This window comes from Pseudomonadota bacterium (assembly GCA_016719885.1).
Taxonomy (GTDB): domain Bacteria; phylum Pseudomonadota; class Gammaproteobacteria.
Genome location: JADJYF010000008.1, coordinates 262,362 through 284,766, shown reverse-complemented (window position 1 = coordinate 284,766; position 22,405 = coordinate 262,362). Strand labels below are relative to the sequence as shown.

19 protein-coding genes and 1 pseudogene are annotated in these 22,405 nt (G+C 65.6%); 8 read left to right on the top strand and 12 right to left on the bottom strand.

Annotation, left to right across the window (positions count from 1 at the left end; all coding sequences use genetic code 11):
* Positions 1-9: 9 nt before the first annotated feature.
* The 4 genes from IPM80_10525 (at position 10) to IPM80_10510 (ending at position 3,264) form a co-directional block, all read left to right on the top strand.
* Positions 10-1,275, top strand: coding sequence for a D-amino acid dehydrogenase (locus IPM80_10525; GenBank protein ID MBK8958846.1), 1,266 nt, complete (start codon positions 10-12; stop codon positions 1,273-1,275).
* Between the two features lie 30 nt (positions 1,276-1,305).
* A complete protein-coding gene (locus tag IPM80_10520) occupies positions 1,306-1,929 on the top strand; it encodes a nitroreductase family protein (protein MBK8958845.1) in 624 nt (207 codons plus the stop codon).
* 6 nt (positions 1,930-1,935) lie between these two features.
* Complete coding sequence (locus IPM80_10515) at positions 1,936-2,319, top strand: hypothetical protein (GenBank protein ID MBK8958844.1); 384 nt, start codon at positions 1,936-1,938, stop codon at positions 2,317-2,319.
* Positions 2,320-2,409: 90 nt separating this feature from the next.
* The gene (locus IPM80_10510; GenBank protein MBK8958843.1) at positions 2,410-3,264 is read left to right on the top strand and encodes an SMP-30/gluconolactonase/LRE family protein; all 855 of its coding nucleotides are present in this window, start codon (positions 2,410-2,412) and stop codon (positions 3,262-3,264) included.
* 25 nt (positions 3,265-3,289) lie between these two features.
* Here the strand turns inward: IPM80_10510 and IPM80_10505 are convergent, their stop codons facing one another.
* The 12 genes and pseudogenes from IPM80_10505 to IPM80_10450 all read right to left on the bottom strand — a co-directional run bounded on the left by IPM80_10505 (position 3,290) and on the right by IPM80_10450 (position 18,275).
* Entirely contained in the window at positions 3,290-5,029 is a 1,740-nt protein-coding gene (locus IPM80_10505; protein MBK8958842.1) for a fused response regulator/phosphatase, read from the bottom strand.
* A gap of 34 nt (positions 5,030-5,063) precedes the next feature.
* Positions 5,064-5,369, bottom strand: a complete 306-nt coding sequence (locus IPM80_10500) for an STAS domain-containing protein (protein MBK8958841.1) — start codon at positions 5,367-5,369, stop codon at positions 5,064-5,066.
* A 540-nt stretch (positions 5,370-5,909) separates the two neighbouring features.
* Positions 5,910-6,038 (bottom strand): annotated as a pseudogene (locus tag IPM80_10495) (chemotaxis protein).
* A 670-nt stretch (positions 6,039-6,708) separates the two neighbouring features.
* Positions 6,709-7,761 carry a chemotaxis response regulator protein-glutamate methylesterase gene (locus IPM80_10490; protein MBK8958840.1) on the bottom strand — a complete coding sequence of 351 codons (1,053 nt, stop codon included), beginning with the start codon at positions 7,759-7,761 and terminating at the stop codon, positions 6,709-6,711.
* Positions 7,762-7,779: 18 nt separating this feature from the next.
* Positions 7,780-8,436: a chemoreceptor glutamine deamidase CheD gene (locus IPM80_10485; GenBank protein MBK8958839.1), complete on the bottom strand. Its 657-nt coding sequence runs from the start codon at positions 8,434-8,436 to the stop codon at positions 7,780-7,782.
* Positions 8,433-9,299 carry a protein-glutamate O-methyltransferase CheR gene (locus IPM80_10480; protein ID MBK8958838.1) on the bottom strand — a complete coding sequence of 289 codons (867 nt, stop codon included), beginning with the start codon at positions 9,297-9,299 and terminating at the stop codon, positions 8,433-8,435. The genes IPM80_10485 and IPM80_10480 overlap by 4 nt, the downstream gene beginning before the upstream one ends.
* 289 nt (positions 9,300-9,588) lie before the next feature.
* Entirely contained in the window at positions 9,589-9,906 is a 318-nt protein-coding gene (locus tag IPM80_10475) for an STAS domain-containing protein (protein MBK8958837.1), read from the bottom strand.
* A 75-nt stretch (positions 9,907-9,981) separates the two neighbouring features.
* On the bottom strand, positions 9,982-12,237 hold the full coding sequence (locus IPM80_10470) for a PAS domain S-box protein (GenBank protein MBK8958836.1): 2,256 nt from the start codon (positions 12,235-12,237) through the stop codon (positions 9,982-9,984).
* Positions 12,238-12,335: 98 nt separating this feature from the next.
* Entirely contained in the window at positions 12,336-12,821 is a 486-nt protein-coding gene (locus IPM80_10465; GenBank protein ID MBK8958835.1) for a purine-binding chemotaxis protein CheW, read from the bottom strand.
* Between the two features lie 42 nt (positions 12,822-12,863).
* A complete protein-coding gene (locus tag IPM80_10460) occupies positions 12,864-14,939 on the bottom strand; it encodes a chemotaxis protein CheA (GenBank protein MBK8958834.1) in 2,076 nt (691 codons plus the stop codon).
* 46 nt (positions 14,940-14,985) lie between these two features.
* The gene (locus tag IPM80_10455) at positions 14,986-15,348 is read right to left on the bottom strand and encodes a response regulator (GenBank protein MBK8958833.1); all 363 of its coding nucleotides are present in this window, start codon (positions 15,346-15,348) and stop codon (positions 14,986-14,988) included.
* Positions 15,349-15,494: 146 nt separating this feature from the next.
* Positions 15,495-18,275: a response regulator gene (locus tag IPM80_10450; protein MBK8958832.1), complete on the bottom strand. Its 2,781-nt coding sequence runs from the start codon at positions 18,273-18,275 to the stop codon at positions 15,495-15,497.
* Between the two features lie 207 nt (positions 18,276-18,482).
* Here IPM80_10450 and IPM80_10445 point away from each other — a divergent pair, with 207 nt between their 5' ends.
* The 4 genes from IPM80_10445 to IPM80_10430 all read left to right on the top strand — a co-directional run bounded on the left by IPM80_10445 (position 18,483) and on the right by IPM80_10430 (position 22,350).
* The gene (locus IPM80_10445) at positions 18,483-19,640 is read left to right on the top strand and encodes a cobalamin-independent methionine synthase II family protein (GenBank protein ID MBK8958831.1); all 1,158 of its coding nucleotides are present in this window, start codon (positions 18,483-18,485) and stop codon (positions 19,638-19,640) included.
* 99 nt (positions 19,641-19,739) lie between these two features.
* The gene (locus IPM80_10440) at positions 19,740-20,054 is read left to right on the top strand and encodes a DUF485 domain-containing protein (GenBank protein MBK8958830.1); all 315 of its coding nucleotides are present in this window, start codon (positions 19,740-19,742) and stop codon (positions 20,052-20,054) included.
* Positions 20,055-20,058: 4 nt separating this feature from the next.
* Entirely contained in the window at positions 20,059-21,720 is a 1,662-nt protein-coding gene (gene actP, locus IPM80_10435; GenBank protein MBK8958829.1) for a cation/acetate symporter ActP, read from the top strand.
* Positions 21,721-21,849: 129 nt separating this feature from the next.
* Positions 21,850-22,350: a YbhB/YbcL family Raf kinase inhibitor-like protein gene (locus tag IPM80_10430; GenBank protein ID MBK8958828.1), complete on the top strand. Its 501-nt coding sequence runs from the start codon at positions 21,850-21,852 to the stop codon at positions 22,348-22,350.
* Positions 22,351-22,405 lie beyond the last annotated feature (55 nt).

Genomic DNA, 22,405 nt, shown 5'->3' with positions numbered 1-22,405 from the left:
TGGCATGCAATGCGCATCATCGTCGTCGGCGCGGGACTGCTCGGTCTGACGACCGCCTACTTTCTGCGCCTGCACGGCGCCGACGTGGAAGTCATCGAGCGCCAGTCCGGTCCGGCTCTCGAAACCAGCTTCGCCAACGGCGGCATGCTGCACGCGAGCCAGGCCAATCCCTGGAACGAACCCGGCGTGTTCTGGCAGGCACTACGCATGTTGGGACGCGAGGACGCCGCGCTGCTCATCCGTCCGCGCGCGCTGCCGCGCATGCTGGGCTGGTCGTTGAACTTCCTGCGCAACTCGTCGCTGCCGTGCTATCTCGTCAACGTCGAGAAGAACGCGCGTCTCGCCGACTATTCGTTGACGGTGCTGGCCGAGCATCTCGCGCCGCTGGCCCTGCCATTCGAGCGCGCCGACCACGGCACCTTGAAGATCTACCGCACCGCCGCCGAACTCGACACCGCGACGCGCTTCGCCGAACGCTGTCGCGCCTTCGATGTGCGCTACGAAGTGCTGAACGCGCAGGCGGTGGCGCGGCTCGAGCCCGCGCTCGCGCCGGTCGCCCACGAGCTGTCGGGCGGCATCCATTTTCCCGACGACGTGTCGGGCGACGCGCAGCGTTTCTGTCGCGCGCTGGCCGAACACTGTGCCGGCATCGGCGTCACTTTCGATTACGAGCGTCAGGCCAGCCAGGTGGTGGTGAACGGCGGCGCGGTCGGCGGTGTGATGGTCGATGGCGAAATGCGACGTGCCGACGGCGTGGTGCTCGCCGCCGCCAGCTACACGCCGGCGCTGGCCGCGAGCGCGGGCCTTAAAGTCCCGGTGCAACCGGTGAAGGGCTATTCCCTGACCCTGCCCATGGCCGATTGGCAATGCAAACCCCACGTGCCGGTGATCGACGAGCACTACCACGCGGCGGTGTGTCCGCTCGGCCAGCAGCTGCGCGTGGCGGGCACCGCCGAATTCGCCGGCTTCGATACCCGCCTCACCCCGAGCCGCATCCGCAATCTCTACGATTTGCTGGCCCGCATCTATCCCGATGAGAGCCGCCGCGTCGAGCGGCGCAACTGCGTGGAATGGACGGGCCTGCGGCCCATGAGCCCCGACGGCGTCGGCATCATGGGCCGCACCGCGGTGCGCGGCCTGTATCTCAACACCGGTCACGGTCATCTCGGTTGGACCATGGCGCCCGGCGCCGGTAAATTGGTGGCCGACCACATCATGCGCGAGCGCACCGAATTGCCCAGCGCCGATTACGCGCTGGCGCGTTTCGATGCCTGAGCCTCAATCCAAGCGCGGAGAAAAACTACCTTGGAATTTTCACAACTCGTTCAAGCGCGGCGCAGCGTTCGGCAATACCGGAGCGGCATCGAGATCGACGACGCCGAACTCGCGGCGATTTTTTCGGAAGTGGTGCTGAGCCCGAGCTCGTTCAACATGCAGCATTGGCAGTTCGTGGTGGTGCGCGAGGAGGCGCGCAAGCAGGCGCTGCGCAAACTGTCCTATGGCCAGGCGCAGGTCGAGCAGTGCGCGGCGGCTGTGCTGGTATGCGGACGCCTGGACGCACATCTCGATGCCGAGCGCATCTACGCCGATGGCGGCGCGGCGGCGCGCGACAAGTACGTGCCGATGATCAAGGGCGTGTACCAGGACCAGCCGACGCTGCAGCGCGAGGAAGCGATACGCAGCGGTGCGCTGGCGGCCATGAGTCTCATGTACGCCGCGCGCAATCGCGGCTGGGACAGCGGTCCCATGATCGGCTTCGACGCGGCCAAGGTCGCGACGCTGCTCGAGCTGCCGGCCAATGTCACGCCGGTGATGATGGTGGTGGTGGGCAAGGCGCTTGCCGACAGCCTGCCGCCGCGTGCCTACCGGCGACCGCTGGCGGAGGTCGTGCATCTCGAGACCATGACCGGCGCGAGCCTGGCGGGCTGAGCGGCGATGAGCCGCCCGTCCGCCTATTGCTGCTGGCGCTGCGGCGCAGCCCTGCCGGAAGACAGCCTGCCGCTGCGTCGCGCCGAGCTGTGCCCGGCCTGCAACGCCGACCTGCACGTGTGCAGGATGTGCGGCTTCTACAACCCGTCGGTGGCCGACGCTTGCGAGGAAACCGTCGCCACCGCGGTCGGCAACAAGGAACGCGCCAACTACTGCGATTACTTCAAACCCTCGACGCGCGCCTTCAAGGGCGCGGCCGATGACGCCGCGGCGCGCGCCCGCGCCGAACTCGACGCCCTGTTCGGCGGCGCGCCGAGCTCCGCGCCGAGCACCGACACCGCGCGCAATCAAAGCGAACTCGAACGCCTGTTCGGTCTCGACAAGGACTGACAGCCGCCACGGTGGCGCGCCCGGCGCGGACTTGCTAGCTTTCGTCTTCCACAGCGCGCGCAATCAATGGCAATCACAGACGGGGGAGTCATGGCGAAATACAAACTTGAAATGCTGGCCGACGGGTTCATTTTCCTGGAAGGGCCGCGCTGGCACGGCGGCCAGCTGTGGATGTCGGACATGCGCGGCGAAACCGTCTACACCCTGAGCGAGGCGGGCCGCCGCGCCAAGGTCGCGTCCTTCCCCAAGCACCCCTCGGGTATCAATTTCCTGCCCGACGGTCGCGTGGTGATCGTTTCCATGCAGGACAGGAAGCTCATGCAGGTGGCCAAGGACGGTACGCTGAGCCTGTACTGCGACCTGTCGGACATGGTGTCCCATGACATCAATGACTGCGTGTGCGATGCGAGCGGCAACATCTACGTCGGCAATTTCGGTTATGACCTGTTGGCCGGCGAAGCACCCAAGACCGCGGATCTCATCATGGTCTCGATGGCGGGGCAGCGCACGGTGGTGGCGAGCGGCCTGGAATTTCCCAACGGCGCGGTCATCACGCCCGACGGCGGCACGCTGATCATCGCCGAGACTTTCGGCCACAAGCTGACCGCGTTCGATCGCGCGGCCGACGGTCGCCTGTCCAACCGACGCGTGTGGGCAAGCCTCGGCGAACGCACGCCGGACGGCATCTGCCTCGACGCCGACGGCGCGGTGTGGGTGGCGTCGTTCATGACCGGCGAATTCGTGCGGGTGTGCGCCGATGGCAGCATCGGCGACGTCATCGCCACGCCCGGCAAGCGCGCGGTGGCCTGCAACCTTGGCGGCGCGGATGGTCGCACCTTGTTCGGTCTGACGTTCGCCGGCGAGCTGGCCGATCTCGGTTCAGGCAAGGCGCTGGCGGCGGTGGAAGTGTGCCGCGTGGACGTGGCGGCGGCAGGCTCGCCGTAAGCGCCGACGGGCGTTGAAATGGCGCCTAGGCCGCCTTGTACCAACGATAGCGCGCCACGGCGCGCCGGCCATCGGCGTCGAACTCCAGCGATTCGCACAGCTCGGCCACGGCGTCGAGGTCCGGATGCTTGTCACCGGGCGTCGGCGCCAAGGCGGGTGACTGGCCGCCGCTCATGCTGACCGTGATCTCCAGCACGCCGCCCGCGCTGTCGGGCGTGTGCGCGAAGCCGATTTCAATGCCGCCGCCGCTGAGTCGCGCGAGTTCTTCCTCGAGCTGGTGATAGTAGTTGGCGAAGCCGCTCTGATCGCATTTCAGATTGGCATCGAGACCCAGCAGGCCCTGTTCCAAGGCGCGCGCGAACAGGGTCGAGACCACCATGTGGATCTCGTCATTGCGCGGTCCGAAGCCTTGAATGGCGTCCATCAGCGCGCCCACCACCGGGATGGGGTCGGTGCCGCGCAAGGCGTCATGACCGAGCGCGACGCTGCATTGCCAGTGGGTGGCGGCACGCGACATGTCGAGCGGCGCGTGACTGTCGAGGCGGGCGCGCATCGCGTCCGGATCGAAGCGAACCTGCAGCATCGAGATATCGTCCTGTTGCGGGGTGTCGCCGGTATGCTGCCGCAAGGCCGTGCACAGCGTTTCGACCGCGCGCGGGCCGGCGGCGGTCAGGGCGAGCTTCACGCGCTCGATGCCGAACATCTGGCCGGCGCTATCCAGCGCTTCGATCACGCCATCGGAATAGCACAGCAGCGAGTCGCCTTGGCGCAGCTGGCGACGCGTGGCGGTGGCGTCGAATTCGTCGTTGGGCAGCACACCGAGAGGCAGCTTGGTGGAGCGGAAGCCTTTCTCGAGGCGCCCGTCCTTGTTGCACACCAACAGTTCCGGCATGCCACCATTCCACACCGAGATGGTGCCGCTGTCGGCGTAGATTTCGATCAGGGCGGCGGACAGGAAGCGATCGCGCGGCAGCAGTTGACGCACCTTGCGGTTGAGTTCGGCCGCGATGCGCTCGATGGCGTGGCCGCGCGCGACCATCGCGCAGAACACGCCGTGCACGACCTGCACGCCAATCGCCGCCGGCAGACCGTGGCCGGTGAAATCGCCGAACAGGAAGCACTGCGCGCCGCCCGGGCTGCGACCGCCGATGATGAGATCGCCATTGAGCGTGTCCATCGGCTGCAGGTGGTAGGACACGTTGGGCAGGGCCAAGGTCTTCTCGCTGCCGAGATTGTCGATGATGGTCTTGGCGATCTCCATGTCGCGCTGCATGTTGGTGCGGAAATCGGCGAGCTGATCGCGCTGGCGTTCCAGCTCCCGGTGCAGGTCGCCGGTGCGCAGCGCCGCCGCCACCTTGGCACGCAGTCGCGCCGGCATCACCGGCTTGATCACGACGTCGTCCGCGCCGACCTCGAAGCACTTCAAGACGTGCTGTTCGTCGCTGAGCGCGGTGATGAATATGAAAGGGATGTAGGCCTGCGGATAGCGCCCGCGGATGGCCGAACACAGCACATAGCCGTCGGCGCCCGGCAGGCGCACGTCGCAGCACACGAGGTCAGGTCTGGAACTGGCGGCGAGCTCCAGCGCGTCCTCCGTCGATGATGCCAACTCCACGGTGAAGCCGGCGTCGAGCAGCATGCGCTGCAGGAGGTATTGATCTATCTCGTTGTCTTCGACCACCAGCGCACGCAGCCCGTCCCCAAAGCGGCGCGCGGCGGGCAGTCGTGAATAGGCGGAATTGGCTGCCAGCGTGTTCGTGGGCATGGACTCATCGCGGCGCGAGACGCGCCGACGGCACTCAGTCGATGGTGAACAGCTGGTCGAAATTGGCCACCGCCAGGATGTCGCGAATCACCGGCTGGGCGTTGGTCAGGCGCACCGCCTGGCGCTTGCCACCGGCGTGCTCGCGCAGCTGCAGCAGCATGCCGAGCGCCGCGCTGTCCATGTAGGTGGTGCCACGCAGGTCGAGCACGTAATTGCCGTAGCGCTTGCCGGCCGCTTCATAGGCCTGGCGCAGGTCACGGTGCACGTTGAAATCGAAACGGTCCTGGACGCGGATGGTCAGGGTCTGGCCGTCGCCAGAGGTCTGGGTGCTGATGCTCATTTCATAACTCCAATCTGGGATTGCTTCCTGCATCGCGACGCGAGCCGCGCTCGGCGCCGACGCTCAGAACAATTCGATGTCGCCTTCACTCATGGTGGCCTGGTGGGCCGGCTTGCGCGGCTGCATCTCGCGCAGCGCGGCGGCGGCCAGGCGCAATTGCTCGACGCTCTCTTCGAGGGCGTGGCCGGACCAGTGCACGACGCCGGTCTCCAGCAACGCCTCCAGGCGGCCCAGCTCCTTCTCGCCGTGTTCGGCCACCTGGCGCACGATGTCTTCGAACTGCAGGGCGCGCACCGCGTTGCTCGAGCGCTCGGCGATCTGCGCGGTGAGGCCCGAGGTCTCGCCGATCAAATCGTTGAGCGACGACTCCAGGGACGACAGGTGTTTCATCATGCCGTCGATGCTGGATTTGTGGGTGAGCAGCATGCTCATGTCCATCGAGGCCGAATCGCCCACCAGCTTGCGGGTCGATTGCATGGTGGCCTGCGCGTTCTCGACCTGGGTGCGGATCTGTTCGTTGAAGTGCGCGGAGTTGAGCGACAGTTTGCGCACTTCGTCGGCCACCACCGCGAAGCCACGTCCGGCTTCGCCGGCGCGCGCCGCTTCGATGGCGGCATTCAAGGCCAGCAGGTTGGTCTGGTCGGCGATGCCCTTGACGTCGCCCAGCAGGTCGAAGATCTGGGTCATCTGGGTGTTCATGGTGTCGATCATGTTGACGATGTCCATGCCGCGCTTGCTGGCGGTGATGGCATTGTCGACGAAGCCCTGCAACACGCTGGAGGTGTCGCGCACGAATTTGCCGATGGTGACGCTGTCGTTGGGATCCTTGCCCGGCGCGGCGTCGCCGGAGCCGTTGGCGAGGGTGCGTACCGCCTCGTCCATCAAGGCCTTCTGCACCTGTGCGTCGGCGTGAAAGCCATCGAAGGACTGACCCAGTTCAGCGACGGCGCTGCGGATCAGTTCGCGAATCTGCACCATGTCGCCCTGCAGCTGGCGTATGGTCTGGGTCGAGGCGCCGTGCAGCAGCTCGACGCGCTCGGCATCGTAGGGCGTGACGCCGTTGTCCGCAGGTTCGGCGACCGCGTCGGTCGCGGCTTTCCTGGCGCGCATGCCGTCCCATTTCCATACCGCGGCCACCACCAGCAGGCACACCACGGCAACCGCTGGCTGCGCAATCAATAGCGTGACCAGCGCTGCCGCCAAGGTCACGATTCCTGGAATCACGGAGTAAGTGTCGTTCATGCGTCAAGCTCTCGCGGGCCGTAAACATCCATCGCGGAATACATCGGAATCAGCGACTTTTTTCTTTAGCGTTTCGCGCGCATTTCGCGCGAAATCGTCAATTGCGAATCAATCTCGAAGCGAGTTCGGCGACCTTTTCCAGCGGCACCACGTGGTCCGCGGCGCCCAGCTTGACCGCCTCGCCGGGCATGCCCCACACCACGCTGGTGGCTTCGTCCTGGCAGATGGTCTTGGCGCCGGCGTTCTTCATGTTCAGCATGCCCTTGGCGCCGTCCGCGCCCATGCCGGTCAGCAGCACGCCGAGCGCATTGGCGCCGAGGTTGGTGGCCACCGAGTCGAACAACACGTCGACCGAGGGACGGTGACGGTTGACCGGCGCGGTGTCATGCAAACGGCAGCGATAACGCGCGCCGCTGCGTTCCACGGTCAGGTGCCGGTGACCGGGCGCGATGTAGGCATGGCCTTGCACGATGGGTTGGCCGTCCTCGGCCTGGCACACGCGCATCGGGCTCGACTTGTCCATGCGCGCGGCGAAGGGTGCGCTGAACGCTTCGGGGATGTGCTGGGTGATGACGATGGCCGGGCTGTCGTGGGCCATGTTCTCGAGCACCACGCGTATCGCCTCGGTGCCGCCGGTCGATGCGCCGATGGCAATCAATTTGTGCGTGAGATCCAGGCGCGGCGCGCTGGCATTGACCGTGGTGTTCTTGGCGCCGCCGGCCGGCGGCGTGTAGGGCCGCACGCGGGCACGCGAGGCGGCTTTGACCTTGGCCACGATCTCGCTGGCGTAATCCTCGAGATGATGGGACAGGTCAATCTTGGGCTTGGTGACGAAGTCCACCGCACCTATCTCCAGCGCCTGCAGGGTGATGTCGGCGCCTTTCTCGGTCAGTGACGAGACCATCACCACCGGCATCGGCCGCAGGCGCATGAGATTGGTCAGGAAAGTCACGCCGTCCATGCGCGGCATCTCGACGTCCAGGGTCAGCACGTCGGGGTTGAGCTGCTTGATCATGTCACGCGCCATGAGCGGATCATTGGCGGTGCCGACCACCTCGATGCCCGGGTCGGAGCTCAGCATCTGGGTCATGACCTTGCGCACCAGCGCCGAGTCATCCACCACCAGAACGCGTATCGGTGTAGCACGCATATCCAAGATTCGAATCTCCTAGAACAATTCGACGTCGCCGCTGGCGGGCTTGCGTTCGATGTTGGTGCGGTAGTTGCCTTCCTCGGCGAGCACACCGCGGCTCTCGGTCGAAGCCAGCGGCCGGACCTGGGCGGCGCCGGTCAGGGGATGGAAGCGCACCTGGCGGCCAGAGCGCCCGCCGACGTCCTCGCCGATGATCTGGATCCCTTCGTTGGTCAGATACTCGCGCACGAATTGAATGTTGCGGTCGCCGATGTTGGTGGCGATCTGCAGCACGTGGCCGCCGCCCACGATCTTGGCCCTGAGCCGTTCGCGCCGGCCGCCGGCCTTGAGAATGGCGTTGATCAGGTGCTCCATGGCGAACGAGCCGTAACGCGCCGCGTCGCTGCCGCCGCCAGCCAGGTTGTTGGCCGCCACGCGACCGTCGCCGGCATCGGGCAGCATGAAGTGATTCATGCCACCGAACTTGATCAGCGGGTCCCACAGGCAGGCGGACACGCAGGAGCCGAGCGTGGTGGCGACGTACTCGTTGGCGCCGGTGGCGTAGTACTCGCCGGGCAGGATCTTGGCGACCACCGCGCCGAGCTTGGCGTCGTGCGCCTTGCGGATGTGCGCGAACTCGGCGTCGAGTTGCGCCTGTATGCGCCGCTGGATGGCTTGCGGACTGCTGCTCATGCCATGCCCGCCAGGCGGTAGGTGGTGCGGCCGATGAGATCGAAGCGCGTGCAGGTGCCGAACATGGTCTCGGAATGACCGATGAACAGGTAACCGTGGCGCGCCAGCACGTCGGCATAGCGACCGAACAAACGCCCCTGGGTGTCCTTGTCGAAATAGATGACGACGTTGCGGCAGAAGATCACGTCGAACGGCCCCTTGAACGGCCATTGCTCCATGAGATTGAGCGGCGCGAAACGGATCAGGCTGCGCACTTCATCTTTCAGCCGCAAATTGCCCGGTGCACCGCCGGCCGGCGTGAAAAAGCGCTTGAGACGCGCTTCGCTGAGGCCCTGCTGACGGTTGGCCGGGTAGACGCCGGCGGCGGCGGTCGCGACCACGTTGGAATCGATGTCGGTGGCCAGGATTTTCACATCCCAACCTTGCGCGCCGCCGAGCGCTTCCATGAGTGTCATGGCGATGCTGTAGGGTTCTTCGCCGGTCGAGCACCCGGCCGACCACACGCGGATGCGGCGGCTGGCGGCGTTGTTCTTCAGCAGCATCGGCACCACCTGCTGGGCGAGACATTCGAAATGATGGTTCTCGCGGAAGAACGACGTCAGGTTGGTGGTGATGGCGTTGATGAAATTTTCAATCTCATCGCTGTTCTCGTCGCGCACCAGCTCGCAGTACTCGTCGAAGCCCGACAGGTTCATGGCGCGGATGCGGCGCGCCAGGCGGCCGTAGACCAGCTGGCGCTTGGTGTCGTTGAGGCTGATGCCGGCATACTTGCCGACCAGCTTGCGCAGCAGTTCGAAATGGCCGTCGTTGAACGCGTATTCCTGGGGAGATTCCTGTGCGTGAGCGGTGGCGGGGGAGTTCATGCTGTACATCCTGATCTACGTTTGTTTCGCTTGCGGCAGCGACGGTGCGTCGTGGGCGGCGCGCTCGTGGCGAGACGACTTGCAAGCGTCTGTCCTGGTCTGCGACTGCACGGTCCCACCTGTGATCAATAGCGACCCGGACCGTGCAATCCGGAGCCCCACCGTGTCTTGCTTCACACCCCGGCGGGCAGGCGTGACGATGCGTCATCACACGGCGCCAGGGCCGTGCCTGGCACCGCGGCGACGGGACCACGGCTCAGCGCCGCGAGGCGGCACTGAGCTCGGATCTTCAGGCGGCCTCGAGGCCCAGCGGCCGGGCGTAGCCCGACACCTGCGCCGCGCTGATGAAAGCAGCGGAAGGCGTACCGATCTCGAAAGCGCGTTGGGCATCGGCGCAGTTTCGCGACAAGGCCACCAGGTACTGGAGCGCGGCGGCGTCGATGAACTCGACGGCGCTCGCGTCGCACACCAGTGACGACGGTGCGGACCCGGCGAACAGCGCATCGCACTCATTCTTGAAGTCGCCGACATCTCCGATGCGGAGCGTCGAACGCAGCGTTACGCGCTGCGCGTCGTCGGAAGTCGTTGGCATGTGCTCGGTGGTCATGGGCGTATCCCTGGGTTGCTGCGGCGAAGGATCGGGGCGCCGTGCCATGCGGCGGGCGCCCCGAGGGCGTGACGTCTAGAATTCCTCCCAGACGTTGTCGTCCCGCGAGCCGCCGCTGGCGACACGCGCGGCCGGCGCCGGTGCGGCCGACTTGACGGTCGGCTTGGCGCTGGCGTTGCCGGACCACGGCCGCTCCGCGCCGCGCCTTTCGGTGCGCGGTGCCGCGCCACTCATGACACTGCCGTCGCCGATGTTGAAGAACTGCATCAGTTCGATCAGGGCACGCGATTCCTCGTCCATCGATTCGCTGGCGGCCGCCGCTTCCTCGACCAGCGCCGCGTTCTGCTGCGTCATCTGGTCCATCTGCGTGACGGCGGTATTGACCTGCGAGATGCCGGACGACTGCTCTTCCGAGGCCACCGCGATTTCGGCGATGATGTCGCTGACCTTCTTGACCGAGGTGACGATTTCGCTCAGCGTCGAGCCGGATTCGTCCACCAGCTTCGAGCCTTCCGAGACCTTCTGCACCGAGTCACTGATCAGCGCCTTGATCTCCTTGGCGGCGGTGGCGCTGCGCTGTGCGAGGTTGCGCACTTCCGAGGCCACGACCGCGAAGCCGCGACCCTGTTCGCCGGCACGCGCCGCTTCGACGGCGGCGTTCAAGGCCAACAGGTTGGTCTGGAACGCGATTTCGTCGATCACGCCGATGATGTCGGCGATCTGACGGCTGGACTGGTTGATGGCGGACATCGCATCGACCGCGCGGCTCACCACCTGGCCACCCTGCATCGCCTGGTCGCGCGCGGACGCGGCGAGCTGGTTGGCCTGGCGGGAGTTGTCGGCGTTCTGCTGCACGGTCGAGGTCATCTCTTCCATGCTGGCGGCGGTTTCTTCCAGCGAGGACGCTTGTTCCTCGGTGCGGGCGCTCAGTTCGGTATTGCCCTTGGACACTTCGCTGGCCGCGGTATTGATGCTCAGCGCACCGCCGCGAATCTTGCTGACGATGTCGCGCAATTGCCCGATCGAACCGTTGACGGCGTCCTGCAGCACGGCGAATTCGCCGGTGTAGCTGCCGTCGAGGGTACGGGTCAGGTTGCCGTTCTGCACTTCACCCATCACTTCGGAGGTCTTGCGCAGCACCTCGGCCACTTCGAGCTCGTAGAGCTTCTGCGCGGTCACGTCGGTGGCGACCTTGACGATTTTGAACACGCGGCCCATCTCGTCCTTGACCGGCGCATAGGTGGCCTGGATGAAGATTTCCTTGCCGCTCTTGGCAATGCGCTTGAACAGGTCGGTCTGCGCCTTGCCGTCGTTGAGATCGGCCCAGAACTGGCGGTACTCGTCGGAGCGCGCAAGCTCCGGCTCGACGAACATGCGATGGTGCCGGCCGACGATGTCCTCGGAGCGGTAGCCCATCAAGTCGCAGAAATTGGCGTTCGCCAAGGTGACATTGCCACCGAGGTCGAACTCGATGTAACCGAAGGAGGCGTCGATGGCGCCGAGCACGCCGCGCGCATTCTGGCGTTCGATTTCCGCCTCGGTGATGTCGTAGCGCACGCCGAGATAGCCCTTCGGCTTGCCGTTGTCGCCGAGCAGCGGCGCGATCACCGCGTCGACGTAGTAGGGCGTGCCGTCCTTGGCGCGGTTCTTGACCACGCCGCGGAAGATATTGCCGTGACCGATGGTGTTCCACATCTCCTTGAACACCGCTTTCGGCATGTCCGGATGACGCGTGGTGTTGTGGCCATGGCCGATCAGTTCTTCACGCGGATACTTGGATATCTCGAGGAACTTTTCGTTGACGGAAAGAATGTCGCCCTTCTTGTCGGCGGTCGACACGATGCTGGTGACATTCATGATGTCGGAACGCACCTTGAGCTCGGCCGCGGTTTCCTTCAGCTCGTTGCGCAGCGCCGTCACGTCGGTCGCGATGGCGATGACATGCGGCGACGTGCCGCTGGCGCCGGAAACAACCGTGCTGTTGACCTGCAGCCAGCGCACGCTACCGTCCTTGGCGCGGAACTGGTACTCGCCGCTGCTGTCCTCGCCGCGGCGCAGGGCCGCCTGGTCGTCGGCGAAGGCGCTGCTGGCGGCGCTCGCGCTGTCCAGCAGCGAGACATAGGACTTGCCGTCGAGGTCGCCGGGCGCGTAGCCGAGCACGGTGACGAACTTCGTGCTTGCAGACAGGATCACCCCGTCCGCGCCGCATTCGACCATGGCTTGCGAGCGCTGGATGGCGCTGCGTTCATCCTTGAGCGCCTGCAATTCCTGTTGGGTCTGGGCGGCAAGCGTCGGCTGCGAATTGTCGTTGGACTTCTTTCTGCTAAACATGTGTTTTCTCCGCCTCGTGTTTGCGTTGACGAAAGAGGACTTCTTCGCCAGGTATTAAATAGCGTTCGGTTCTTGCGTTGGTTGGATTTGCCAGTGCCTTAGTGCACGGTTGCGGCGGCGTCCAGTTGCTCGGCGCTGACCAGGCGGTCGATGTCGAGCAGGATCACCATCTTCTCTTCGACCGTGGCCAGGGCACGGATGAAATCGGTGTGCACGTGGGCGCCGAAGTCGGGCGCGGCGCGGAACTGGTCGGCGGAGACGTTGTAGACGTCCGACACCGCGTCGACCACGAAACCGATGGTGCGCTCGACGCCATCGCTGTGTACTTTCAACACGATCACCACGGTGGTGGCGGTGTACTCGATGGCTGGCATGGCGAAACGCAGACGCATGTCGATGATGGGCACGATGGCGCCACGCAGGTTCATCACGCCGCGGATGTAGTCGGGCGTGTTCGGTATGCGCGTGGTCGGAATCCAACCCTTGATTTCCTGCACGCGCAGGATATCGACGCCGTATTCTTCGCCGTTCAACATGAAAGTCAGGTACTGATCGGCATCGGCGCCGGCGCTGCCCAGTCCCATTTCAGTGGTCTGTTTACTGGTGTTGGTTTCCATCCGGGTCTCCTAAGCGGCCTTGGATTGATCGATGTTGTGAGGGCCGGCCGGCTCTTTGCGGGCCAGGCCGATGACGCCGCCGGCGTCGATGATCATGGCGACCGTACCGTCGCCGAGTATGGTGGCGCCGGAAATGCCGTCGACCTTGCGGTAGTTGGTTTCCAGGCTCTTGATCACCACCTGCTGCTGGCCGAGCAGTTCGTCGACGAAGATGCTCGCGCGCCGACCTTCGCCTTCCACCACCACCAGCAGGCCTTGTTCGAGCACCGTCGACTGCGGTTCGACGCCGAACAGCTCGTAAAGACGGATGATGGGGATGTATTCACCGCGCAGGCGGTACAGCTCGGCGCTGCCGGCCACCGATTTCACGCGGTCGGGCGTGGCCTGCAGCGATTCGATGATCGAGACCAGCGGCACGATGTAGGTCTGGTTGCCGACCCGCACCAGCTGGCCATCGAGAATGGCGAGCGTCAGCGGCAGGCGGATACGGATGGTGGTGCCGACGCCGACCGCCGACTCCAGTTCGATGACGCCGCCGAGCTCCTTGATGTTGCGGCGGACCACGTCCATGCCGACACCGCGGCCGGACACGTCGCTCACTTCCTTGGCGGTCGAAAAACCAGGGTGGAAGATGAGGTCGCGAATCGCGTCCTCGGACAGCATCTCCTCGGCGCCGACGATGCCGCGCTCGCGCGCCTTGGCGAGCAGGAACTCGGTGTTGATGCCGGCGCCGTCGTCGACGATTTCAATGACGATGTTGCCGCCTTCATGACGCGCGGCAAGCGTCAGCGTGCCATGGGCCGGTTTGCCCATCGCGGTGCGGCGGTCCGGCGTTTCGATGCCATGGTCCAGCGAATTGCGCACCAGGTGCACCAGCGGGTCGCCGATCTTTTCCAGCACCGTCTTGTCGAGCTCGGTCTGCTCGCCGATGATCTTCAGCTCCACTTCCTTGCCGAGCTTGGACGACAAGTCACGCACCAGGCGCGGAAAGCGGTTGAAGGAAAAGCTGATGGGCAGCATGCGGATGCGCATCACGCTTTCCTGCAGCTCGCGCGTGTTGCGCTCCAGCTGGGCAAGGCCTTCGCGCAGCTTGGCGAAATTGGTCGGCGTCGAATCGTCGTCGAACTGGCCCAGCATGGACTGGGTGATGACCAGCTCACCGACCAGGTTGATCAGCGAATCGACCTTGGCGATATCGACGCGGATCGATGACGCGGGCGGCGCACTTGCCGCTTCGCCCTCGCGCCGATCGCCTTGACGGCGGTCGCCCTGGCGACGGTCGCTCTGACGGCGGTCCTGGGCTTCGGGCACCACCGCGAGTTCGGGCGCGGCGCTGCTGGCGTCGGCCGCGGCCGGTTCCGGCTGTTCGCGGGTCAGGGTGATCTTGGCGTCGTCCTCGACCCATTCGAACACTTCACGGATGGCCGCTTCCTCGACGCCGCCGTCGAGCGTGATGCGCCAGGTCGAATAGCAGGTTTCAGGATCGTAGATGCCGTACTCGGGCATGCGCGACAGGTCGACTTCGGCGCTGAAGGCGCCGAGCCGTTCGAGTTCGCGCAGGATGCGTACCGGGTCGTTGCCGGTCGCGAACAGGTGCAGTTCGGGCACGAACTCGATGCGCCACAGCCCCTGCGCGGCGCCGACGGCCTCGTCTTGTGCTGCTGTCGCGCTGGCGCTTGTCACTATCGGCGCGGCGCCGTGGTGCAACTGCTCTTCGAGCTTGTGGTGCACGTCGGCCACGGCCTGGGCGTCGAAATCGGTGCCGCTGCGCGCCGCGTCGAGCATCGAGCGCAGGCTGTCGACCGCCAGCAGCAGCACGTCGACCGCGTCGCGCGTCACTTCACGCTTGCCGGCGCGCATCTCGTCGAGCAGCGTTTCGAGCACATGGGTGAAATCGCTGATGGCGCTGAAGCCGAAGGTACCGCTGCCGCCCTTGATCGAATGCGCGGCGCGGAAAATGGCGTTGATGGCTTCGATGTCCGGGCTGCCGACTTCGAGGTCGACCAGACCCGACTCCATGACTTCGAGGCCCTCGAAGGATTCCTCGAAAAATACCTGGTGAAATTGTGCGACGTCGATGGCCATGCTGCCTCCCGCTAGGTGCCGTTACGCGAAACGCCCGGTGCCGGCCTCAGCCGAGCACCTTGGCGATGGTGGCCAGGAGCTGTTCGGGGTTGAAGGGCTTGACCAGCCAGCCGGTGGCGCCGGCGGCCTTGCCCTGCGCCTTCTTGTCGGCGCCGGACTCGGTGGTCAGCAGCAGCATCGGGGTGAACTTGTACTTGGGCAGCTGGCGCAATTGGCGCACCAGTTCGATGCCGTCCATGTTGGGCATGTTGACGTCGGTCAGCACCACGTCGGCGCCGCCCGATTTGGCTTTTTCGAGGGCGTCTTTGCCATCGACAGCCTCGATGACGTTATAGCCGGCGCCTTTGAGGGTGAACGCCACCATCTGGCGCATGGAAGCCGAATCGTCGACCGCAAGAATGCTTGCCATTCCGAAATCTCCTGAACTTGAGTCTGCAGCGGTTGCAGCGGTATTGAGTCTGCTGATTTAGCGGCACCGCGTTTGGGGATCTTTAAGCGTTCAGCGCTATTTTTTGGTGTCGCGCGGCGTATGCGAATCGCTCTCAGCGCGAACTCTCACGCGGCCCTGCGTGACAGCTCCAGCGCCAGCGCGTTGCATACCGCCTCGAACTCGAATTCGACGATGCCGAGAGGCGCCAGCGCGCGTGCCACGCCACCGTCGCGGCCGAGATTCTCGAGTTCATCGCACAGCGCGGCGAGGCGCGTCGCGCCGAGGTTGGCGCTGGCCGATTTGAGGCTGTGGGCGGCGTTGCGCAACAGGTCGTTGTTGCCGGTGCTGGCCGCTTCCTGGAGTTTCTCCAGCAGCTTGGGACAATTCTTGAGATACATGCCGACCACGCGCGCCAGCACGTCTTCCTGGCCGTCGCGATGGAGGCCGCGAATGACGCCCAGTACTTTCTGATCGAGCGCCGCGACGTGCAGCTCCGCGCCGTCGGCCGGCTGGCCGTCGCGCGCGGCATTGGCGGCTTCACGCTTGACCGCCTGTTTGACCGCCACATCGAGCGTCATCCAGCGTTTGACGAGTGCGGCGAGCTGTTCCTGGCTGAAGGGCTTGGCGAGGTAGTCGTCCATGCCGGACTTGAGACAGCGCTCGCGATCGCCGGACAGGGCGTTGGCGGTCAAGGCCACGATGGGCAGCGGCTGTTTGCGATTGTTATGCGCTTCCCAGCGACGGATCTGGCGGGTCGCTTCGAAGCCGTCCAGCACCGGCATCTGGCAATCCATGAGCACCAGGTCGTAGGGCCGTTGCATGCGGTCGAGCGGCGCGTCACCGATGGCGTCCAGCGCTTCCTGGCCGTTTTCCACCACCACCACCGTGCAGCCCAATTCTTCGAGCATGCTGCGCGCGAGTTCCTGGTTGACCGGGTTGTCCTCGGCCAGCAACACGTGGGCGCCGAGCTGGCTTGCGGCGACGCTGGCGATGCGCGCGCGGGCCGCGAGCAGATCTTCGCTGTCGCCGCCGACGGCCAGCGCGGTGCCGAGGGCATCGTGCAGTTCCGCCTGGCGCACCGGCTTGTTGATGTAGACCTCGATGCCGGCCTGCAGCCATTGGCCGGTCTGTTCGATCTGGTCGATGGAGCTCAGCATGATGAGACGCGTGGCCGCGATCGCCGGCTCGCTCTTGATGCGCTTGGCCAGTTCGATGCCCTCGATGTCGGGCAGGTGCCGGTCGAGGATCGCGGCGTCGAAGGCCTGGCCGTGGCTGGCAGCCTGGCGCAGAAGCTTCAAGCCCTGGCCGCCGTTCGGAGCGCCGTGGTAGCGCATGCCCCAGCTGGTGAGCTGGTGCTGCAAAATCTCGCGGTTGGTGGCGTGATCGTCCACCACCAGCACGCGGCGGCCGGCGAATTCGACGTTGGGCTTGATCTGCGCGGCGATGCTCGAGGCCGGCATGCGCGTCAGCTCGACGCTGAACCAGAAGGTGGAGCCACGTCCCGGCGCGCTGTCCAGCCCGATGCGGCCCTGCATGAGTTCGACCAGGCGCGCACAGATGGCAAGTCCGAGGCCGGTGCCGCCGAACTTGCGCGTGGTCGAGCCATCGGCCTGCTGAAAGGATTCGAAGATGTGCGCCTGGTGTTCGGGCTTGATGCCGATGCCGCTGTCCCTGACTTCGAAGCGCAGCGTGTCGCGCGCGCTGCCGCTGGCCTCGGTTTCGACCTTGAGCAGCACTTCACCGGCCTCGGTGAACTTGATGGCATTGCCCATGAGGTTCGTGAGGATCTGGCGCAGGCGATCCGGGTCGCCGCGATAGGCGGCATGACCCTGGGGCGGATAGACGGCCAGCAAGGACAGCCGCTTGCGCTGCGCCTGTTCGGCGAAGAACGCCACGGTGTCTTCGACCAGCTGGCGCAAATCGAACACCGTGTGCTGAATCTCGAGTTTGCCCGCTTCGATTTTCGAGAAGTCGAGAATGTCGTTGATGATGGCGAGCAGGGCCTCGCCGGAGCGCCGTATGGTCGACGCGAAACGATGTTGCTTGCTGCTCAACTCGGTGTTGAGGATGAGCTCGGTCATGCCCAGCACGCCGTTCATGGGCGTGCGGATCTCATGGCTCATGGTGGCGAGGAACTCGCTCTTGGCGCGTGCCGCCTGTTCGGCGCGGTCGCGCGCTTCGATGAGCTTGCTCTCGGTGTCGCGGCGTTGCTCGATCTCGTCTTTCAGCTTGCGATTCGCCTCCTCGCTGCGCTGCTTGGCGCTGGTCAAGGCGCTGATCAACTCGTCGTTCTCGAAGCGTAGCGACAGCGATGCCAGCACCGAGGCATTGACCACGCTGCTGACGCGCGTCATGGCGGCCGTGAAGGCCAGCAGCAGCGCGCCCATGGCGACGTGCGTGGTGTCCTGCGACAAGAGATACACCACTGCCAGCGGTACGACGGCGAAATACAGGAATGCGCGCGCCACGTGCTTGTCGGCCGCGTAGATGTTGACCGCCGCCGCGGTCAGGCCGGCGAGCACGAAGGACAGAAAGCTCTGCTGGAACGGTTCCACGCTGTGCAACAGCACCATGCCGGCAAAAGCGAAGCCGATGCCCAGGCCCAGGCCGCTGGCGGCGGTGCCGAGCAGGAAGCTGTGATTGAACGCGGCAACCTCGTCGATGCTCGCCTCGCCGCGCGCCCGGAAGCGGCGCGCCTGCACCATGCGCACCGCCATGATGCCAACCATGATCGCGAGCCAGCCGAGCAGGAACACGGCGCGGGTATGCGGCCACATGACCGCCACGCTGACCACCAGCAGCAACAGCATGACCGGCCAACTGCCGGTGGCGGCACGCAGCAACAGGTCCACGCGCGCCCGTAGCACGCGCGGGTCGCCGTCGGCGGCGGGTTTGAAAAAAGACAAGCGATGCTCCTCCGTGCCGCCGGGGAATCGGAGTCGGGCGCACGGTCATGGCTGGTATCGGCGCGCGGCGTCAAAGCTTGACGGCCGTCGCGACGGCCCGCTTTCGTGTCATGGGCGCGCGCCCGGTGCGGCGTGTACACTTAGGCGCGCGAGGCGCGGACCACCCGTCGGCGCGCAGGGAAATGATCACCAGGGGAGAAACCAAGCATGCAGCGCAGCGACAAACGCATCCTCACCACCCACGTCGGCAGCCTGCCGCGTCAGCGCGAACTGTCCGATCTGCTGATTGCCCAGGAGGCCGGGCAGAAGGTCGATGAAAAGCTGCTCGACCAGCTGGCCGAGGCCGGCGTCAAGCGCAGCGTGAAGTCGCAGGTCGACTCCCATGTCGACATCATCAACGACGGCGAGCAGCCGCGCGTCGGCTTCCAGACCTATGTCAGCCAGCGCCTCGAAGGTTTCGGCGGTGTCAGCGAGCGTCTGCCCTTCACCGATTTCGCGCAGTACCCGGACTTCGGCCAGGTGTGGGCCAACCGCGGCATGGTGATGTCCAAGGTGTTCGACGCGCCGGCCGCCAACGCCGAGGTGCGCTATACCGATCTCGCGCCGGCCAAGCGCGAGTTCGACATGTTCGACGGCGCGCTGGCCGAGGTCAAAGGCAAGTACACCGAGGCCTTCATGACCGCCGCCTGCCCCGGCATCGTGTGCACCACGCTTGGCAACAAGTTCTACGACAGCCACGAAGCCTATGTACGCGCGGTCGCGCGCGAGATGCAGAAGGAATACGAGCTCATCCACCAGCGCGGCTACGTGCTGCAGCTCGACTGCCCGGATCTCGCCATGGAGCGCCACGGCCAGTGGCAGCACGCGTCGCTGAAGGAATTCCAGGACGCCATCACCATCCACATCGACGCCATCAACCAGGCCTGCGTCAACATTCCCGCCGACCGCATCCGGCTGCACGTGTGCTGGGGCAATTACGACGGCCCCCACGATTGCGACGTGCCGCTGGCCGACATCTTCCCCATCATCAGCCAAGCCAAGGTCGGCGCCTTGTCGATCGAATTCGCCAATCCGCGCCACCAGCACGAATATGCCGCGCTCAAGAAGTGCGGCATGCCCAAGGACAAGATCCTGATCCCGGGCGTCATCGATTCCACCGTCAACTACATCGAGCACCCGCAGGTGATCTGCAACCGCATCCTCGAAGCGGTGGATGCGGTCGGTGACAAGGAACGCGTGATCGCCGGCGCCGACTGCGGCTTCGGCACGTTCGCCGGCTGGGAGATGGTCGCGCAATCGGTGGTGTGGGCGAAATTCGCCGCGCTGGCCGAGGGCGCGCGCCTGGCCAGCCAGAAACTCTGGTAGTCGCCGTTCGACGGCGCGGATGCACGCCGCGCCGTCGGTTCCCCCTTCAGCCTGTCCATCACCGGCACGCACGCGATGCGCACGGGCCGCGGAGACTCCATGGATCATCTCTACGCGCGGATTTTCGCCGACGCGGAATTCCAGGCCTTGCAACGCCGTCGTCAGCGCTTCGCGTGGCTGTTGTCGGCGCTGGTGTTCGCCGGCTTCCTGGTTTTCATCCTGCTCGTGGCGTTCGCGCCGCACTGGCTGGCCTTGCCGATGGCGGACGGCAGCGTGATTTCGCGTGGCGTGCCGCTGGGCTCGGCCACCATCGTGTTCGGCTTCATCCTGACCGGCCTGTTCGTGCGACGCGCCAACGGTGAATTCGACCGCGACATGGCGCGCATCATCGCGCGCTGCCACGAACAGGCGTGACGCGATGGCCATCCTGCGCGCCGTCACCGCTGTTCTTACCCTGACGCTGGCCGAGGGCGCGCTGGCGGTCGGTGGCGCGGGCGCCGCGGCCGAGCGCGGTCCGCTCAACGTGCCGGCCATCGCCATGTTCCTGGTGTTCGTGGCCGTGACCCTCGGCATCACCTGGTGGGCGGCGCGCCGCACGCGCACCGCCGCCGATTACTACGCGGCCGGCGCCAGCATCAGCGGCACCCAGAACGGCTTCGCCATCGCCGGCGATTTCATGTCGGCGGCGTCGTTTCTTGGCGTGTCGGGCCTCATCTACAGCGGCGGCTTCGACGGCCTCATCTGGGGCATCGGCGGTCTCGCGGGTTGGCCCTTGCTGTTGTTCCTCTTGTCGGAGCGGCTGCGCAATCTCGGCCGCTACACCTTCGCCGACGCGGTCAGCTTTCGCCTGCAGCCAGGACCCATGCGCACCCTGTCGGCGTGCTCGACGCTGGTCGTGATCAGCATGTACCTCATTGGCCAGATGGTCGGCGCCGGCACGCTCATCCAGGTGCTGTTCGGTCTGCCTTACACCGGCGCGGTGTTGACGGTCGGTGCGCTGATGATTTTCTACGTGACCTTCGGCGGCATGATCGCCACCACCTGGGTGCAGATCACCAAGGCGGTGCTGCTGTTGTTCGGCTCGACGGTGTTGTCATTGCTGGTGATGGCCGAATTCGATTTCTCCTTTGAAGCGCTGTTTCATGCCGCCGTCGATGTGCACCAGAACGGCAGCGCGATCATGGCGCCGGGCGGGCTGGTGTCCGACCCGGTGTCGGCGCTGTCGCTGGGCACGGCGCTGGTGTTCGGTACCGCCGGACTGCCGCATATCCTCATGCGTTTCTTCACCGTGCCTGATGCGCGCGCGGCGCGGCATTCGGTGTTTGTTGCCACCGGCCTCATCGGCTACTTCTATCTCCTGATCGTGATCCTCGGCTTCGGCGCCATCGCGCTGGTGGCGCGCGACCCGCAGTTCCTAAACCCGGCCGGCGGCCTGCGCGGCGGTGACAACATGGCGGCCATCCACCTGTCCCACGTGGTGGCGGGTGACCTGTTCCTGGGCTTCATTTCGGCGGTGGCCTTCGCCACCATCCTGGCGGTGGTGTCGGGTCTGACCTTGTCCGGCGCCTCGGCCATCGCCCACGATCTGTACGCCAGCGTGCTGCGCAGTGGCCGCGCCACCGAGAGCGAAGTGGTCGGTATCTCGCGCCTGTCGGCCATCGTGCTGGGCGTGGTGGCGGTGGTGCTGGGTATCGCCTTCGAAGGACAGAACGTCGCCTACATGGTGCTGCTGGCGTTCGCGGTCGCAGCCAGCGTCAATTTCCCGATCCTGTTCCTGTCGCTCTACTGGCGCGGACTCACCACGCGCGGCGCGGTGGTGGGCGGCGGTTTCGGCCTGGTGACGGCCTCGGCCTGCGTGGTGTTCGGGCCGACGGTGTGGGTCGACATCCTGCATCACGCGGCGCCGCTGTTCCCGTATAAATACCCGGCGCTGTTCGCGCTCGTCGCCTGTGTGACCATGACCGTGCTGGTGTCGCTGACCGATAGAAGCGCGCGCGCGGCGGCCGAGGCGCGGCGCTTCGATCATCAATACGTGCGCGCGGTGACCGGGCTCGGCGCGAGTGGCGCCAGCGAACATTGATGGCTCGTCGCGCCCGAGGTGTCAGACGGTGCCGGATTCATTCGGCACATTGCAGGCCCGGCGTTAGGCCGGTATGAATGCGCAAATGAATTCGCACCTACAGAACTTCATCAACCCAAGGAGAACATCATGGCCCTTGTGCTTACCAGTGAAAGTTTCAAAGAAGGCGATCTGCTCGGCCCCTTGCACGTGCTGTCGGAGGACTATGGTTTCGGTTGCGCCGGCAACAACCAGTCGCCGCAGCTGTCGTGGAGCGGCGCGCCGGCCGGCACCGAGAGTTTCGCGCTGACCTGCTTCGATCCTGATGCGCCGACCGGCAGCGGTTTCTGGCATTGGGTGGTGGCGAACATCCCGGCCAATGTCAGCAGCCTGGCGCTCGGCGCCGGCGACCCGTCCAAGGGCCTGATGCCGGCCGGCGCGCTGGAAGTGCGCACCGATTTCGGCAAGCCCGGATACGGCGGCCCGTGCGCGCCGCAGGGCGACAACTTCCATCGCTACATCTTCACCGTGCACGCGGTCGATCTGAAGGCCTTGCCGGTGACCGCCGACACCTCGGCGGCGATCGTCGGCTTCTATCTCAACTTCCACACGCTGGCCAAGAGCAGCCTGGTCGGTATCTTCCGCCGCTGATGGCTGCGCGCCGAGGGACGACCCGCCGTCGTCCCTCGCGCCAAGGCGCGGCGAT